This is a genomic window from Kitasatospora sp. NPDC048286, assembly GCF_043201735.1.
GTDB lineage: Bacteria > Actinomycetota > Actinomycetes > Streptomycetales > Streptomycetaceae > Kitasatospora.
In genome coordinates, this window is record NZ_JBICZE010000005.1 from 460,095 (window position 1) to 474,440 (window position 14,346).

The window sequence follows — 14,346 nt, forward strand, 5'->3', positions numbered from 1 at the left end:
ATGGCTCTCGACGACCTGAAGGCCGCCCTCCCGGACTACGCCAAGGACCTCAAGCTCAACCTGGGCTCGGTCATCGGCAACTCCGACCTCCCCGCCCAGCAGCTCTGGGGCACCGTGCTGTCCTGCGCGATGGCCACCCGCAGCCCCGGCCTGCTGCGCGAGCTGGAGCCCGAGGCCAAGGCCAACCTCTCCCCGGAGGCGTACAACGCCGCCAAGGGCGCGGCCGCGATCATGGGGATGAACAACGTCTACTACCGGACGCTGCACCTGCTCTCCGACAAGGAGTACAGCACGATGCGGGCCGGTCTGCGGATGAACATCATCGGCACCCCGGGCGTCGAGAAGGTCGACTTCGAGCTCTGGTGCTTCGCGGTCTCGGCCATCAACGGCTGCGGCCAGTGCCTCGACTCGCACGAGGCCGTGCTGCGCAAGGCCGGTGTCGAGCGCGAGGTCGTCCAGGCCTCGATGAAGATCGCCGCCGTCCTCCAGGCCGTGGCCGGCGTCCTCGACTCCGAGGCCGCCCTCGCCAACGCCTGACGCACCCGCGTACGCCGACGGGCCCCTCCCGGACACCATGTCCGCGAGGGGCCCGTCGGCGTACGCGTCGACTACTCCGCCGCGGACCGCGGCTGCGCCTGTGGTCGCGGGGCCCCCGCCGGGGCGGCGGCGGTGCGCTCGGCGGCCTCGCGGGCGGCTTCCAGCGCGGTGAAGACGGCCTGGCCGGCCTCGTTGCGGCGGCGCAGGTGGGCGACCACGGTGTTGGTGACGGCGATCAGCGGGACGGCGACCACCGCGCCGCCGATGCCGCCGATGATCCCGCCGGCCGCGACGCCGAGCACGACGCCGAGCGGGTGGACCCGGACGGCCCGGCCGAGGATCAGCGGCTGGAGGATGTGGCTCTCCACCTGCATCACCACCACCAGCACCACCAGCACCATCAGCGCCGTCCACGGCCCCTGGGTGACCAGCGCGATCAGCACCGCGACGGTGCCGGTGATCAGCGCGCCGACCAGCGGGACGAAGGCGCCCAGGAAGATGATCACGGCCAGCGGCAGGGCGAGCGGTACGCCCAGCAGGTCGACGCCGATGCCGATGCAGAGCGCGTCGATGAAGGCCACGCAGACCGTGCCGCGCACATAGGCGGTGAGCGTCGTCCAGGCCTTCGGACCGGCCCCGGCCATCGCGAACCGGGAGTGCCGGGGCAGGCCGCGCAGCGCCCAGTTCCAGATCTTCCCGCCGTCGTAGAGGAAGAAGAAGGTGGTGAAGAAGGTCATCAGCAGCGCGGTCAGCACCTCGACGGCGATCTGCGCGCCGGTGATCGAGGCCGAGGTGAGCTGGTCGGTGTTGGTGGTGATGGCCTTGGTGATCTGGTTGGCGAAGTCGGTGATCTGCTGCTGGGTCAGGTGCAGCGGCCCGGTGACCATCCAGTCCCGCAGCTGGTTGACGCCGGTCTTCACCTGGGTGGTGACGTCCGAGAGGTTGGTCGACACCTGCCAGACCACGAACCAGCCGACCAGTCCGATCCCGGCCAGACCGCTGAGGAACACCCCGCCCGCCGCCAGCGAGCGCGGCACCCCGCGCCGGCGCAGCCAGGAGACCGAGGGCTCCAGCAGCGCGGTGATCAGCAGCGAGGCCAGCACCGAGAAGGCGACCAGCCGCAGCATGTCGACCACGTAGAAGACGACGTAGAGCGCGGCGCCGAGCAGCAGCAGCCGCCAGGTCGACTCGGCGGCCACCCGCAGCCCCCACGGCACCGCCTCGGCGGGCGTGGCCGGTCGGCCGGGGTGGTACTCCCGCCCGAGGCCGACGTGCGCGGCCGGTGCGGGCGGGGCGCCCGGAGCCGCCGCGGCGGACGGCGGGAGGGCCTCGGCCACCGGGCCCGGGTCGACCCGGGGCGCCGGGACCGGGCCTGGCGCCTCGGCGGGTGCCGGGACCTGCCCGTCCACCAGCGCCGGAACATGCCCGTCGGCCGGCTCCGGGAGGGCCGCTCCCGGGAGGGCCGGCTCGTGCGGGTCGGCAGCCATCGCGGCCCGCCGGCGCCGTTCGATCACGGCGGCCGCGCTCGCCACCACGGCCACGCCCTTGGCCAGGGCCTTGAAGGCCTTTCCGCCCCGCGCCATCCTCGCTACCACCGCTCCCCTGCCGAACCCGCCGTGCCGGCGGTACGCCGCGGGTCCCGCCGCGGCCGTCAGGGATGACGCTACCCGGCGCGGCTGCGGCAATTCCGGCCGCCGGTCCGTTCGACTCGAACCGACCATCCCGATGAACCGGACAAAACGCCAGGTTCCGCCTGGTTTCGGTCACAGTTCGCTGGGGAGGAGTCGGGACGAGACCCCGGAGCCGAGCCGCCGAGGTCGCCTCACGGCCAACTGTCGGCGGACCGGCCGGTGCGGGAGGCTACCAGGACCCCTTCCCGCGCCCCGCGTCCGCAACCGGGACCGCACCGTCCGAGGGCGCACTGGTCAGCGCAGCCCGGGCGGCGCGGTCCTCCCGCTCCCACCACGCGACACCTGCGGCCGGGGAACGCCACGGCCCCCGGTCGCCCGTCCGAGGAGGACGGACGGCCGGGGGCCGTGCGGAACCGCGCCGCCGGAGCGGCCGCCGTTCCTAGTACCAGTTGTGACCCTGCCAGAACGACCACGCGCCGCAGGGGCTGCCGTAGCGGGAGTTCATGTAGCTGAGGCCCCACTTGATCTGGGTGGCCGGGTTGGTGCGCCAGTCGGCACCGGCCGAGGCCATCTTGGTGCCGGGCAGCGCCTGGACCAGACCGTACGCGCCGGAGCTCTTGTTGGTCGCGGTGTAGTCCCAGCCGCTCTCGCGCTTCACGATCTGGCTGAAGCACTGGAACTGGGCGTCGCTGCCGACGATCTGCCGGGCGAGGTCCTGGACCGAGCCGGGGCTGACCGAGACGGGCGGCGCGCTGTCCTCGACCGCGGTCATCGCGGACCGGGCCTTGGAACGGTTCGCGGCGGCCTCGTCGGCCTTGCGCTTGTCGTCCGCGGCCTTGGCGGCCTTCTCCGCGTCGGCCTTGGCCTGGGCATCGGCCTTCGCCTGGGCGTCCGCGGCGGCCTGCTGGCGCGCGGCCTCCTCGGCGGCCTTCTGCTCCGCGGCAACCTTGGCGGCGGCGTCGGCGGAGGCCTGCTGGGCGGATGCCTGCTGGCCGATGTTGTCACTGATGGTCTGCGCCTGGGCGCCAGAGGGGACTTCGGCAAGCAGGGTCGCGCCGGCGACGTCGACCGTCTGCATGGTCTTGCCCTCGCTGCCCGAGGCCATACCAACGACGGCACCGACAGCGGTGACGGCGGTGGCGGAGGCCACAGCAACTCCCCGGACCGAGATCCGAGTCACATGGATTCCTTCCAGCATCGCCCACGCGTGACCGTACGGGCGCAACGTGCCCCTTGGCACGGACCTCCGCATGGTGCTCTGGTCACGGGAGGTGCTGGCCCGGCGTCCGGCCGAGGTGAGGCGACCGGGCGTTGGAATCGGGCGGCGTACGGCTCAACGGTCTTCAATTGTGTGTCCACCGAACGGAGTTGGCGGACCTTCCGGGGCCTGACCCCCGGAGTCCGGGAGCCCTGCCGCGCCGTACGCGGGGCCTGACAGAACCCTCACCATGCCGCACCGGGCACTGTCGACGCAATTCCCGCCCGCGTGGCGCATGTCACATCCACCGTACGGCAGTTCCCTGGACAGAAAGCACTCGATGTGATGAAACGGGCGGGGCCCGCTCCGTCAGGAACGGACCCCTGGCCATGAGTTGACCGTATTGTCCGACTATGCCCTACTGCGGGCGGATCACGGGTGGATGTCCTCCAGCATCTCCGTGACCAGCGCCGCGATCGGCGAACGCTCCGAGCGGGTCAGCGTGATGTGGGCGAAGAGCGGATGACCCTTCAGCTTCTCCACCACCGCCACCACCCCGTCGTAGCGGCCCACCCGGAGGTTGTCCCGCTGCGCCACGTCGTGGGTGAGCACCACCCGCGAGCCCTGGCCGATCCGGGACAGCACCGTCAGCAGGACGTTCCGCTCCAGCGACTGCGCCTCGTCCACGATCACGAAGGCGTCGTGCAGCGAGCGCCCCCGGATGTGGGTCAGCGGCAGCACCTCCAGCATCCCGCGGGAGATGACCTCCTCGATCACGTCCGGGGTGGTGACCGCGGAGAGGGTGTCGAAGACCGCCTGCGCCCAGGGGCCCATCTTCTCCGCCTCGGAGCCGGGCAGGTAGCCCAGCTCCTGCCCGCCGACCGCGTACAGCGGCCGGAAGACCATCACCTTGCGGTGCTGCCTCCGCTCCAGCACCGCCTCCAGCCCCGCGCACAGCGCCAGCGCCGACTTCCCGGTGCCGGCCCGGCCGCCCATCGAGACGATCCCGATCTCCGGGTCGAGCAGCAGGTCCAGCGCCACCCGCTGCTCGGCGCTGCGCCCGCGCAGCCCGAACGCCTCGCGCTCGCCGCGCACCAGCCGCACCCGGCCGTCGCCGGTGACCCGGCCGAGCGCGCGGCCGCGCTCCGAGGTCAGCACCAGTCCGGTGTGGACGGGCAACTCGGTGGCCCCGTCGACGTCCACCCCGGCGTCGTGGCCGGCCGAGAACAGCGCGTCCACCTGGTCGGCCGGGACGTGCAGCTCGGACATGCCCGTCCAGCCCGAGGTGATCGCCAGCTCGGCCCGGTACTCCTCGGCCAGCAGGCCCACCGAGCTGGCCTTGATCCGCAGCGGCAGGTCCTTGGACACGACGGTGACGTCGTAGCCCTCGGCCTGGAGGTTGCGGGCGACCGCGAGGATCCGGGTGTCCGCCTCACCGCCGCCGGCGCGGTAGCCGACCGGCAGTATCGACACGTCGGAGTGGTTGAGCTCGACGCGGATGGTGCCGCCGAGCTCGCCGACCGGGATCGGCTCGTCGAGCCGGCCGTGGCGGATGCGGTAGTCGTCGAGCAGTCGCAGCGCCTGGCGGGCGAAGTAGCCCAGCTCCGGGTGGTGCCGCTTGGCCTCCAGCTCGGTGACGACCACCACCGGGAGGACGACCTCGTGCTCCTCGAAGCGGGTCATGGCGAGCGGGTCCGCCAGGAGCACGCTGGTGTCGAGAACGTACGTGCGCCGGTCTGGTGTCCGGCGGCTCTTGGAACTGACCACTAGGCCTCCAGAGCGGATGACCCTGCGTCATCCGCGGCAAGCCGGCCCCCGCTGCCCCGGTGGCCTCGGGGCCGGTCTGACTGGAGTATTCCCAGGCGGGGAACGGTGCATTCGCGCCCCCGGCGAACTGACGGATCATTGCCGGTGAACGTTTGGCCTCGCGCGGGCGCCGGGTAGGCCAGGCCTACGGCGGTCATTTCCTCCGGAGGGCCGGGGCCGGCCGAGGCGCCGCGCCGGGGCCGGCGAAGCCGCCGGGACTGCCGGGGCTAAAGGGACTACAACCCCATCCGGCGGTTGCGCTGTTCGTACGCGCGCAGCGCGCGCAGGAAGTCGACCTTGCGGAAGGCCGGCCAGTACGCCTCGCAGAAGTAGAACTCGCTGTGCGCGCTCTGCCAGAGCAGGAAGCCGGACAGCCGCTGCTCGCCCGAGGTGCGGATGATCAGGTCCGGGTCGGGCTGGTTGCGGGTGTACAGGTGCTCGGCGATGTGCTCGACGGTCAGGATCTCGGCCAGTTCCTCGATCGAGGTGCCGCGCCCGGCCTGCTCCTGGAGCAGCGAGCGGACGGCGTCGGCGATCTCGTGCCGGCCGCCGTAGCCGACCGCGACGTTGACCGTTATGCCGTCGATGTCGGCGGTCTGCTCGGCGGCCCGCTTGAGCACGTCGGCGGTGTGCTGCGGCAGCAGGTCCAGCGCGCCGACCGGGTTGACCCGCCAGCGGCGGGCGGCGGCCAGTCCGGTGACGGTGTCCTCGATGATGCCGAGCAGCGGGACGAGCTCGTCGGCCGGCCGGTCCAGGTTGTCGGTGGAGAGCATCCAGAGGGTGACGACCTTGACGTGAGTCTCGTCGCACCAGCCGAGGAACTCGCTGATCTTGTCGGCGCCGCGCTGGTGGCCGTACGCGGTGGAGCCGCCGGCCGCCTTGGCCCAGCGGCGGTTGCCGTCCAGGATCACGCCGATGTGGCGCGGGGTGCTCGCGAGGTGGACCTCGACCCGCCGGCCGTAGAGCCCGTACATCCCTCCGAGCATGGTGCGCAGCCCCGGCGTCCGTTCGACGACATCGCGCAGACCCATGTTTGCCGGCCCCTCTTTGCTCGTTGCATCTGGTGCGTCACCGCCCCCGGCGCAGCCTACTCCGGCGGGCAGGTGCACGGTAAAGCCCCAGGTAGCGGTCTTGTCACGGTCCTGTGCGAAGTCTGTCCCGACCGGCGTGTCGGGGATCGTCCGGACGGGCGAAGGGCACGTCGCGCGGCCCCGGGGGCGCGGACACGGAACGGTCTCCGAATCCTTAACGGAACCGTAAGCCGTCCTTCCGATGCTTGACGACCAGCAATGGTCTAGTCCAGCTTTTGATCCGGGACGGAACGATCCTCCGGCTCCGCCCCGCAGGCTCACTTCGGACCTCCCCTCCCCCACACGCGGCCGCCGCGCCCCCCACCGCGGCGGCCGCTCCTCCCCCAGGAGCGTCGCCCCATGGCCCGCACGCTGAACCAGTCCTCGCACAAGCGCCGGCGCAGCCCCCTCCCGGCCGTCGCGGCCGGTGCCACCGCCCTCGCCCTGGCCGGCGGCGGCCTCGCCCTCTTCGCCGGCGGTGCCAGCGCGGCGGTCGGCAACCTGGTCAACAACGGCGGCTTCGACGGCGGGCTCGGGGGCTGGACCTGCACCGGCGCCGCGACCACGGTCTCCTCCCCGGTCCACTCCGGCACCGGCGCGCTCCAGGCGACCCCGGGCGCCGGCGACACCGCCGAGTGCACCCAGACCATCAGCGTGCTGCCCAACACCAGCTACACGCTGAGCGCCTGGGTCCAGGGCCCGTACGTCTACCTCGGGGCGCGCGGCACCGGCGGCACCGACCCGTCCGCCTGGTCGAACCAGAACAGCTGGAACCAGCTGTCCACCACCTTCACCACCGGGGCGAACGCCACCAGCGTCACCGTCTACCTGCACGGCTGGTACGGCCAGAGCGCCTACCTGGCCGACGACGTCGCGCTGGTCGGCCCCGGCGGCACCGGCACCCCGTCGCCGACCGCGACCCCCACCACCACGCCGACGGCCACCGCCTCCCCCACGGCGACCGCGACACCCACCCAGACGGCGAGCCCGACCCCCACCGCGACGCCCACCCGGACGGCGACGCCGACCCCCACCGCCACGCCGACCAGCACCACCCCGCCGGCCACCGGCCTGCCCGCCCACGTGGTCACCGGCTACTGGCAGAACTTCGACAACAACTCGACCGTGCAGCGGCTGGGCGACGTCCAGAGCGCCTACGACATCATCGCGGTGTCCTTCGCCGACGCCGTGCCGACCAGGACCGGCGCGATCAGCTTCACCCTGGACCCGGGCCTGTCCAAGGCGCTCGGCGGCTACACCGACGCCCAGTTCCGCGCCGACATCAGGGCCAAGCAGGCGGCCGGCAAGAAGGTCATCCTCTCCATCGGCGGCCAGAACGGCGCGATCACCGTCGGGGACGCCACCGCCGGCGCCAACTTCGTCGACAGCGCCTACGCGATCATCAAGGACTACGGCTTCGACGGCATCGACGTCGACCTGGAGAACGGCGTCCAGGCCGGCCCGCTCGGCGACGCGCTGCACGCCCTGCAGGCCAAGGTCGGCCCCGGCTTCGTCCTGACCATGGCCCCCGAGACCATCGGGATGTACAACACCTCCGGCGCCTACTTCCAGCTGGCGCTGAAGACCAAGGACATCCTCACCGTCGTCAACACCCAGTTCTACAACTCGGGCGGCATGAACGGCTGCGACGGCAAGGTCTACACCCAGGGCACCATCGACTTCATCACCTCGCAGGTCTGCACCCAGATCCAGGGCGGGCTGCGGCCGGACCAGGTGGGCATCGGCGTCCCGGCCTCCACCAAGGCGGCGGGCGGTGGCTACGTCTCGCCGACCGTGGTGAACAACGCGCTGGACTGCCTGGCCACGGGCAACAACTGCGGCAGCTTCGTGCCGCCGGCCAAGTGGCCGACCATCCGCGGCGCGATGACCTGGTCGACCAACTGGGACGTCAACAACGGCAACGCGTTCTCCAACGCGGTCGGCCCGTTCGTCCACAAGATGCCGTAACGGCGCTCGGCCGCGGCCGGCTCACGGCCGCGGTCACCGTCACCGCCACCAGAGCTCAACTCCCCCGGCGCGCCGCTCCTTGAGGGTGGGGCCTGCGCGTCGGCGGCGGGGCCCGTCGCACCGACCGGTGCGGCGGGCCCTTCCGTTCCTCTCCCCTTTATTACCGTCGTCCCCTCTTATGACCGCCGCCCGTCCACAGGCACCGGGGGCGCTGCCGAGTCCGGTGCCGAGGGGCGCGCGCTCACCGCGCGAGGACCGCGACGAGCGCCCCGAGCAGCAGGAACGGGCCGACCGGGACGTCCAGTCCGCGCACCGGACGGCGGCGGGCCAGCGCGGCGGCGGCCCGCAGGGTGCCCCACAGCCCGGCGAGCACCATCGCGGCGAACAGCCCGCCGAGCGCCACCGACCAGCCGTACCAGCCGAGCAGCCCGCCCAGGGCGAGCCCGAGCGGGGAGTCCCCGGGCCCCAACGCGCCCAGCCAGACGGCCAGTTCGAGAACGCCCCCGACCGCGAGCGCGGCCAGCAGGCAGCGCAGCGCCACCGCGGGCCCCGCGCTCGGCGCCGCCGCCAGCAGCAGCGCCGTCACCCCGCCGAGCAGCGGCACGGTCAGCCGGTACGGCAGCCGGCGCACCCGCGCGTCGACGAAGCCGAGCGCCACGCCGAGCGTCGCCGCCCAGGCCAGCGCCAGGGTCACCACCACCAGCCCGTCCGCCGCGTACGCCACCGCGACGGCGACCGCCACCGCGACGGCCTCCACCGCCCAGGGGCCGGCGCCCAGCCGCTCCCGGCAGCCCGGGCAGCGCCCGGTCGGCGGCAGCAGGCGCACCGCGCGGCCGCACGCCGGGCAGCCGTCACACCAGGGCTCGCCCTCCGGCACCGCGAACCGGGCGATCAGCCCGCGCAGCGGCGCGGCCGCCAGCAGACCGACCAGCGCCGCCACCGGCACGACCGGGACCATCGACGCACCCCCCACCTCGACCTCCTCGACCGACACGTCGGGCACATCCTCCCGCGCCGGGCGGCCTGACGGTGTGCCGTCCGTCTCGTTCCGCACGGCGGCACGGCGGCGCCCCTCGCATACAGGAGCATTCCGGACATTCGACTGCTGGTTCGGAAGGCCGCCCGCCACCCCCGCCTGCCGATCCAAGGGGGCCGTTCAGGTCCTCGGAAGCACCCCTCCGAAGGCCCACCGCACGGCCCCTCCGTACCCCTAAAGTAGGCGGACATGCAGGTCATCCAGTCCAGCAAGCTCGCCAATGTCTGCTACGACATCCGCGGCCCGGTGCTCGACGAGGCGATGCGGCTGGAGGAACAGGGCCACCGCATCCTCAAGCTCAACACCGGCAACCCGGCCACCTTCGGTTTCGAGGCGCCCCCGGAGATCCTCCAGGACATCCTGCGCAACCTCGCCGACGCCCACGGCTACGGCGACTCCAAGGGTCTGCTCTCCGCCCGCCGCGCGGTGGTCATGCACTACGAGGAGCGCGGACTGCACGGCCTGGGCGTCGACGACGTCTTCCTCGGCAACGGCGTCTCCGAACTGATCCAGCTGGCCATGACCGCGCTGCTGGACGACGGCGACGAGGTGCTCGTCCCGGCCCCGGACTACCCGCTGTGGACCGCCTCGGTCTCGCTGGCCGGCGGCACCGCGGTGCACTACCGCTGCGACGAGCAGTCCGAGTGGTACCCGGACCTCGCCGACATCGAGTCCAAGGTCACCGACCGGACCAGGGCCATCGTGGTGATCAACCCGAACAACCCCACCGGCGCGGTCTACCCGCGCGAGGTGCTGGAGGGCATCACGGAGATCGCCCGCCGGCACGACCTGGTGGTCTACGCGGACGAGATCTACGACAAGATCCTCTACGACGACGCCGAACACGTCCCGCTGGCCACCCTGGCCCCGGACCTCTTCTGCGTCACCTTCAACGGACTGTCCAAGGCGTACCGGGTCGCGGGCTTCCGCTCCGGCTGGATGGTGCTGTCCGGCGACCGGCACCGGGCCCGCAGCTACATCGAGGGCCTGACCGTGCTCGCCTCGATGCGGCTGTGCGCCAACATGCCCGCGCAGCACGCGGTGGCCGCCGCGCTCGGCGGGCGGCAGTCGATCCGCGACCTGGTGCTGCCCGGCGGCCGGCTGCACGCCTCGCGCGACGCCGCGTACGAGCTGCTGAACCGGATCCCGGGGGTCAGCTGCGTCAAGCCCAAGGGCGCGCTGTACGCCTTCCCCCGACTGGACCCCAAGGTCCACAAGATCAAGGACGACGCCCGGATGGTGCTGGACCTGCTGCGCTCCCAGCGCATCCTGCTGGTCCAGGGCACCGGCTTCAACTGGCCCGAGCCGGACCACTTCCGGCTGGTCACGCTGCCCCGGGCGGAGGAGATCACCGACGCGGTGACCCGGATCGGCGACTTCCTCGGCGGTTACGTCCAGCAGTAGGCGGTCGCGCCCGGCCGTGGGCGGTGACGTGCGGCCCTGGGCGGTGACGTCCGGCCGCAGGGGATGCCGTCCGGCCGCAGCCGAGAAAACACTACGGCCGGAGTTCCGGCCCGGGCGATCTCCTTGGTCGGGGAAAGATCGCCCGGCGGAACTCCGGCCGTCCTGCCGCTCGGCGGGGCGCGCGGTTCGTGCCGCGCGCCCGCCTCTCTCGCGGCTGAGGCTCAGGCTCAGCCGAGACGCGCGACGAGGTTCCGGTACTCGTCCCACAGCTCCTTCGGGGTGTGGTCGCCGAAGGTCTCCAGGTGGGCCGGCACGAGGGCGGCCTCCTGGCGCCAGATGTCGGCGTCCACGGTGAAGAGCAGGTCGAGGTCCTCCTTGGACAGGTCCAGGTCGCCGAGGTCGAAGCCCTCGACGGTCGGCAGCACGCCGATCGGGGTCTCGACGCCCTCGCCGGTGCCCTCCAGGCGCTCGACGATCCACTTGAGCACGCGGCTGTTCTCGCCGTAGCCGGGCCAGACGAACTTGCCCTCGGCGTCCTTGCGGAACCAGTTGACGTAGTAGATCTTCGGCAGCTTGGCGGCGTCGGCCTGGGCGCCGACCTTCAGCCAGTGGGCGAAGTAGTCACCCATGTTGTAGCCGCAGAACGGCAGCATCGCGAACGGGTCGCGGCGCAGCTCGCCGACGGTGCCCTCGGCGGCGGCGGTCTTCTCGGAGGCGATGTTGGCGCCGAGGAAGACGCCGTGCTGCCAGTCGAAGGACTCGGTCACCAGCGGGACGGCGGTCGCGCGGCGGCCACCGAACAGGATCGCCGAGATCGGCACGCCCGCCTGGTCCTCCCACTCCGGGGCGATCGTCGGGCACTGCGCGGCCGGGACGGCGAAGCGGGCGTTCGGGTGGGCGGCCGGGGTGCCGGACTCGGGGGTCCAGTCGTTGCCGCGCCAGTCGGTCAGGTGCGCCGGGGGCTCCTCGGTGAGGCCCTCCCACCACACGTCACCGTCGTCGGTGAGGGCGACGTTGGTGAAGACGGTGTTGCCCCAGAGGGTGTCGATGGCGTTGGCGTTGGTGTCCACGCCGGTGCCGGGGGCGACGCCGAAGAAGCCGGCCTCGGGGTTGATGGCGTACAGGCGGCCGTCGGCGCCGAAGCGCATCCAGGCGATGTCGTCGCCGATCGTCTCGACCTTCCAGCCCGGGACCGTCGGCTGGAGCATGGCCAGGTTGGTCTTGCCGCAGGCCGAGGGGAAGGCGGCCGCGACGTACTTGGCCTCGCCGCTGGGCGGGGTGAGCTTCAGGATGAGCATGTGCTCGGCCAGCCAGCCCTCGTCGCGGGCCATGGTCGAGGCGATGCGCAGCGCGTAGCACTTCTTGCCGAGCAGGGCGTTGCCGCCGTAGCCCGAGCCGAAGGACCAGATCTCCTTGGTCTCCGGGAAGTGCGAGATGTACTTGGTGGTGTTGCACGGCCACGGCACGTCCGCCTGGCCCTCGGCCAGCGGGGCGCCGACGGTGTGCGCGGCCCGGACGAAGTCGCCGTCCTCGCCGAGCTGGTCTAGCACGGCCTGACCCATGCGGGTCATCACGCGCATGGAGACGGCGACGTAGGCGGAGTCGGTGATCTCGACGCCGTACGCGGCCAGCGGGGAGCCGACCGGGCCCATCGAGAAGGGCACGACGTACATCGTGCGGCCCTTCATCGCGCCGCGGAAGAGGCCCTGCTCGCCCTGGAACAGCTCCCGCATCTCGGCGGGGGCCTTCCAGTTGTTGGTCGGTCCGGCGTCCTTCTCCTGCTCGGAGCAGATGAAGGTGCGGTCCTCCACGCGCGCCACGTCCGTGGGGTCCGAGGCGGCGTAGTAGGAGTTGGGGCGCTTCTCCTCGTTGAGCTTCTTGAAGGTGCCCTGAGCCACCAGCAGGTCCGCGAGGCGCTGGTACTCCTCGTCGGAACCGTCGCACCACTCGATGCGGTCCGGCTGGGTGAGCTCGGCGATCTCGCTCACCCAAGCGAGCAGCTGCTTGTGGCGGGTGGGCGCGGATGCGCTGAGAGCAGAGATCTCGTACGACACGATCGCTCCGTTTCACGCCATCTCGGCGAGGAGATGGCGTCGCGGGGGTCTGAGGGTGCTTGCAGCGTAGCTCCGGACCCACGGCCGGAACGCAGCGAAGCGTCGAAATTGACGCATCTTTTACTACAGCCAGTATGATTACTGATGAGTAACATGCCAACCGAACGCCCGACGGAGTGCGCGGCGCCACACTCCAATTACTCCAAAACGTCCAACAGTGATGATCGCCACTTCCTACGCGTCAGTAACCTACGGATCCGTAGGTAACGGGTAGCATGCTGCGCATGACTGCTGCTGCGCTCGCGGAGAGTGCACTCACGGAGAGCAAGCCGAAGTGGCGCGGCTGGCTGCACGCCGGGATGTTCCCCGCCACGGTGGCCGCCGGGATCGTGCTGATCTGCCTGGCCGACTCCAGGCCCGCCAAGATCGCCTGCGCGATCTACTCGGTCAGCGCCTGGCTGCTGTTCGGGGTCAGCGCGGTGTACCACCGCTTCGACTGGGGACCGCGTGGGGACGCCGTGCTGCGCCGGCTGGACCACGCGAACATCTTCCTGATCATCGCCGGCACCTACACGCCGTTCACGATGCTGCTGCTCGAGGGCGCCGCCCAGCAGCTGCTGCTCTGGGCGGTCTGGGGTGGCGCGCTGGCCGGGATCGCGTTCCGCGTGTTCTGGGTCGGCGCGCCGCGCTGGCTGTACACGCCGGTGTACCTCGCGCTGGGCTGGGCCGCCGCCTTCTTCCTGCCGGACTTCCTGCGCACCGGCGGCGTCGCCGTCCTGGTGCTGATGATCGTCGGCGGGGTGCTCTACAGCATCGGCGGCGTGGTGTACGGGCTCAAGCGGCCCAACCCCTCACCGCGCTGGTTCGGGTTCCACGAGGTGTTCCACGCCTTCACCCTGGGCGCGTTCATCGTCCAGTACGTCGGCGTCTCACTGGTGGCGTACAGCGCGGCCGGCTGAACCCGGCGCACCCCGACGGGCGGTCGAACGGTCCACGGACCGGCCGGCCGCCCGTTCCGCCGTCCAGGGCCGCTCGTACGGGGCCCGGATCTGCGGACGGCGCGAGTAGGCCGGGTGGTCGGCGCCACCGGGCTCCGACTGCGGGCCCCCGTCCTGCAGCAGCCCGTGCGCGTGGTGCAGCTCGCCGTGCGCGCCGTGCGACTCCCCGTGCGCGCGGTGGAGCTCGCCGTGCGACTCCCGGGAGGGCTCGGGCGACGGCCGGTGCGGCTCGCCCGGCGCGCCGGGCGGGGTCGGGAACGTCGCGGCCCCGGAGCGCCGGACCGCGCCGGCCGAACGGGCCCGCGCCTCCCGGGCGTCCAGCGCCTCACGGGCCCGGCGGCAGCGCTCGCAGTGCGCGGCGTCCGGGGTGCCGCGGCGCGGGCGGTGCCGGACCGGGGCCGACCCGCCGTGCAGGGCGCGCCAGCGGCGGGCGACGTAGACCATGAGCAACACGGTCTCGATCCCGGCGACCGCCAGGACCAGCGGGGCGCCGTTGATCAGATAGGCCGCGACCACGGCCAACGCCGATCCCACCACCACCGCCGAGCCCCACACCTGGGCGCTCATCTGCTTGTCGTCCGCGTCGGCCACCTTGGTCCCCTTTCCCGGTGCCGGGCTCGTGGTCGGCTCCCGCCGCCCCACCT

At 72.2% G+C, this 14,346-nt stretch carries 11 protein-coding genes; 4 read left to right on the plus strand and 7 right to left on the minus strand.

Features of this window, described 5'->3' with window-relative positions; genetic code table 11:
* A complete protein-coding gene (locus ACGF13_RS14600; protein ID WP_392873757.1) occupies positions 1-537 on the plus strand; it encodes an alkyl hydroperoxide reductase in 537 nt (178 codons plus the stop codon).
* A 71-nt stretch (positions 538-608) separates the two neighbouring features.
* Here the strand turns inward: ACGF13_RS14600 and ACGF13_RS14605 are convergent, their stop codons facing one another.
* From ACGF13_RS14605 to ACGF13_RS14620, 4 genes are all read right to left on the minus strand, one after another.
* Positions 609-2,120, minus strand: coding sequence for an AI-2E family transporter (locus ACGF13_RS14605; RefSeq protein ID WP_392873760.1), 1,512 nt, complete (start codon positions 2,118-2,120; stop codon positions 609-611).
* A gap of 487 nt (positions 2,121-2,607) precedes the next feature.
* Positions 2,608-3,366: a transglycosylase SLT domain-containing protein gene (locus ACGF13_RS14610; RefSeq protein ID WP_392873763.1), complete on the minus strand. Its 759-nt coding sequence runs from the start codon at positions 3,364-3,366 to the stop codon at positions 2,608-2,610.
* A 432-nt stretch (positions 3,367-3,798) separates the two neighbouring features.
* The gene (locus ACGF13_RS14615; RefSeq protein WP_392873766.1) at positions 3,799-5,133 is read right to left on the minus strand and encodes a PhoH family protein; all 1,335 of its coding nucleotides are present in this window, start codon (positions 5,131-5,133) and stop codon (positions 3,799-3,801) included.
* 275 nt (positions 5,134-5,408) lie between these two features.
* Positions 5,409-6,203 (minus strand): isoprenyl transferase, encoded by a 795-nt coding sequence (locus tag ACGF13_RS14620; protein WP_392873769.1) that lies wholly within the window; start codon positions 6,201-6,203, stop codon positions 5,409-5,411.
* A gap of 399 nt (positions 6,204-6,602) precedes the next feature.
* On the opposite strand from ACGF13_RS14620, the gene ACGF13_RS14625 reads away from it, so the two are divergent.
* Entirely contained in the window at positions 6,603-8,210 is a 1,608-nt protein-coding gene (locus ACGF13_RS14625; protein ID WP_392873771.1) for a chitinase, read from the plus strand.
* Between the two features lie 241 nt (positions 8,211-8,451).
* Here the strand turns inward: ACGF13_RS14625 and ACGF13_RS14630 are convergent, their stop codons facing one another.
* Entirely contained in the window at positions 8,452-9,204 is a 753-nt protein-coding gene (locus ACGF13_RS14630; RefSeq protein WP_392873774.1) for a prepilin peptidase, read from the minus strand.
* 231 nt (positions 9,205-9,435) lie between these two features.
* Between ACGF13_RS14630 and ACGF13_RS14635 the strand changes: the two genes are divergently transcribed.
* The gene (locus tag ACGF13_RS14635; protein WP_392873777.1) at positions 9,436-10,650 is read left to right on the plus strand and encodes a pyridoxal phosphate-dependent aminotransferase; all 1,215 of its coding nucleotides are present in this window, start codon (positions 9,436-9,438) and stop codon (positions 10,648-10,650) included.
* A 227-nt stretch (positions 10,651-10,877) separates the two neighbouring features.
* On the opposite strand, the gene ACGF13_RS14640 is transcribed toward ACGF13_RS14635, so the two are convergent.
* The gene (locus ACGF13_RS14640; RefSeq protein WP_392873780.1) at positions 10,878-12,704 is read right to left on the minus strand and encodes a phosphoenolpyruvate carboxykinase (GTP); all 1,827 of its coding nucleotides are present in this window, start codon (positions 12,702-12,704) and stop codon (positions 10,878-10,880) included.
* Between the two features lie 284 nt (positions 12,705-12,988).
* Here ACGF13_RS14640 and ACGF13_RS14645 point away from each other — a divergent pair, with 284 nt between their 5' ends.
* A complete protein-coding gene (locus ACGF13_RS14645) occupies positions 12,989-13,663 on the plus strand; it encodes a hemolysin III family protein (RefSeq protein ID WP_392873783.1) in 675 nt (224 codons plus the stop codon).
* On the opposite strand, the gene ACGF13_RS14650 is transcribed toward ACGF13_RS14645, so the two are convergent.
* Positions 13,634-14,293, minus strand: coding sequence for a hypothetical protein (locus ACGF13_RS14650; protein ID WP_392873786.1), 660 nt, complete (start codon positions 14,291-14,293; stop codon positions 13,634-13,636). The two genes, ACGF13_RS14645 and ACGF13_RS14650, sit on opposite strands and share 30 nt — an antisense overlap.
* Positions 14,294-14,346 lie beyond the last annotated feature (53 nt).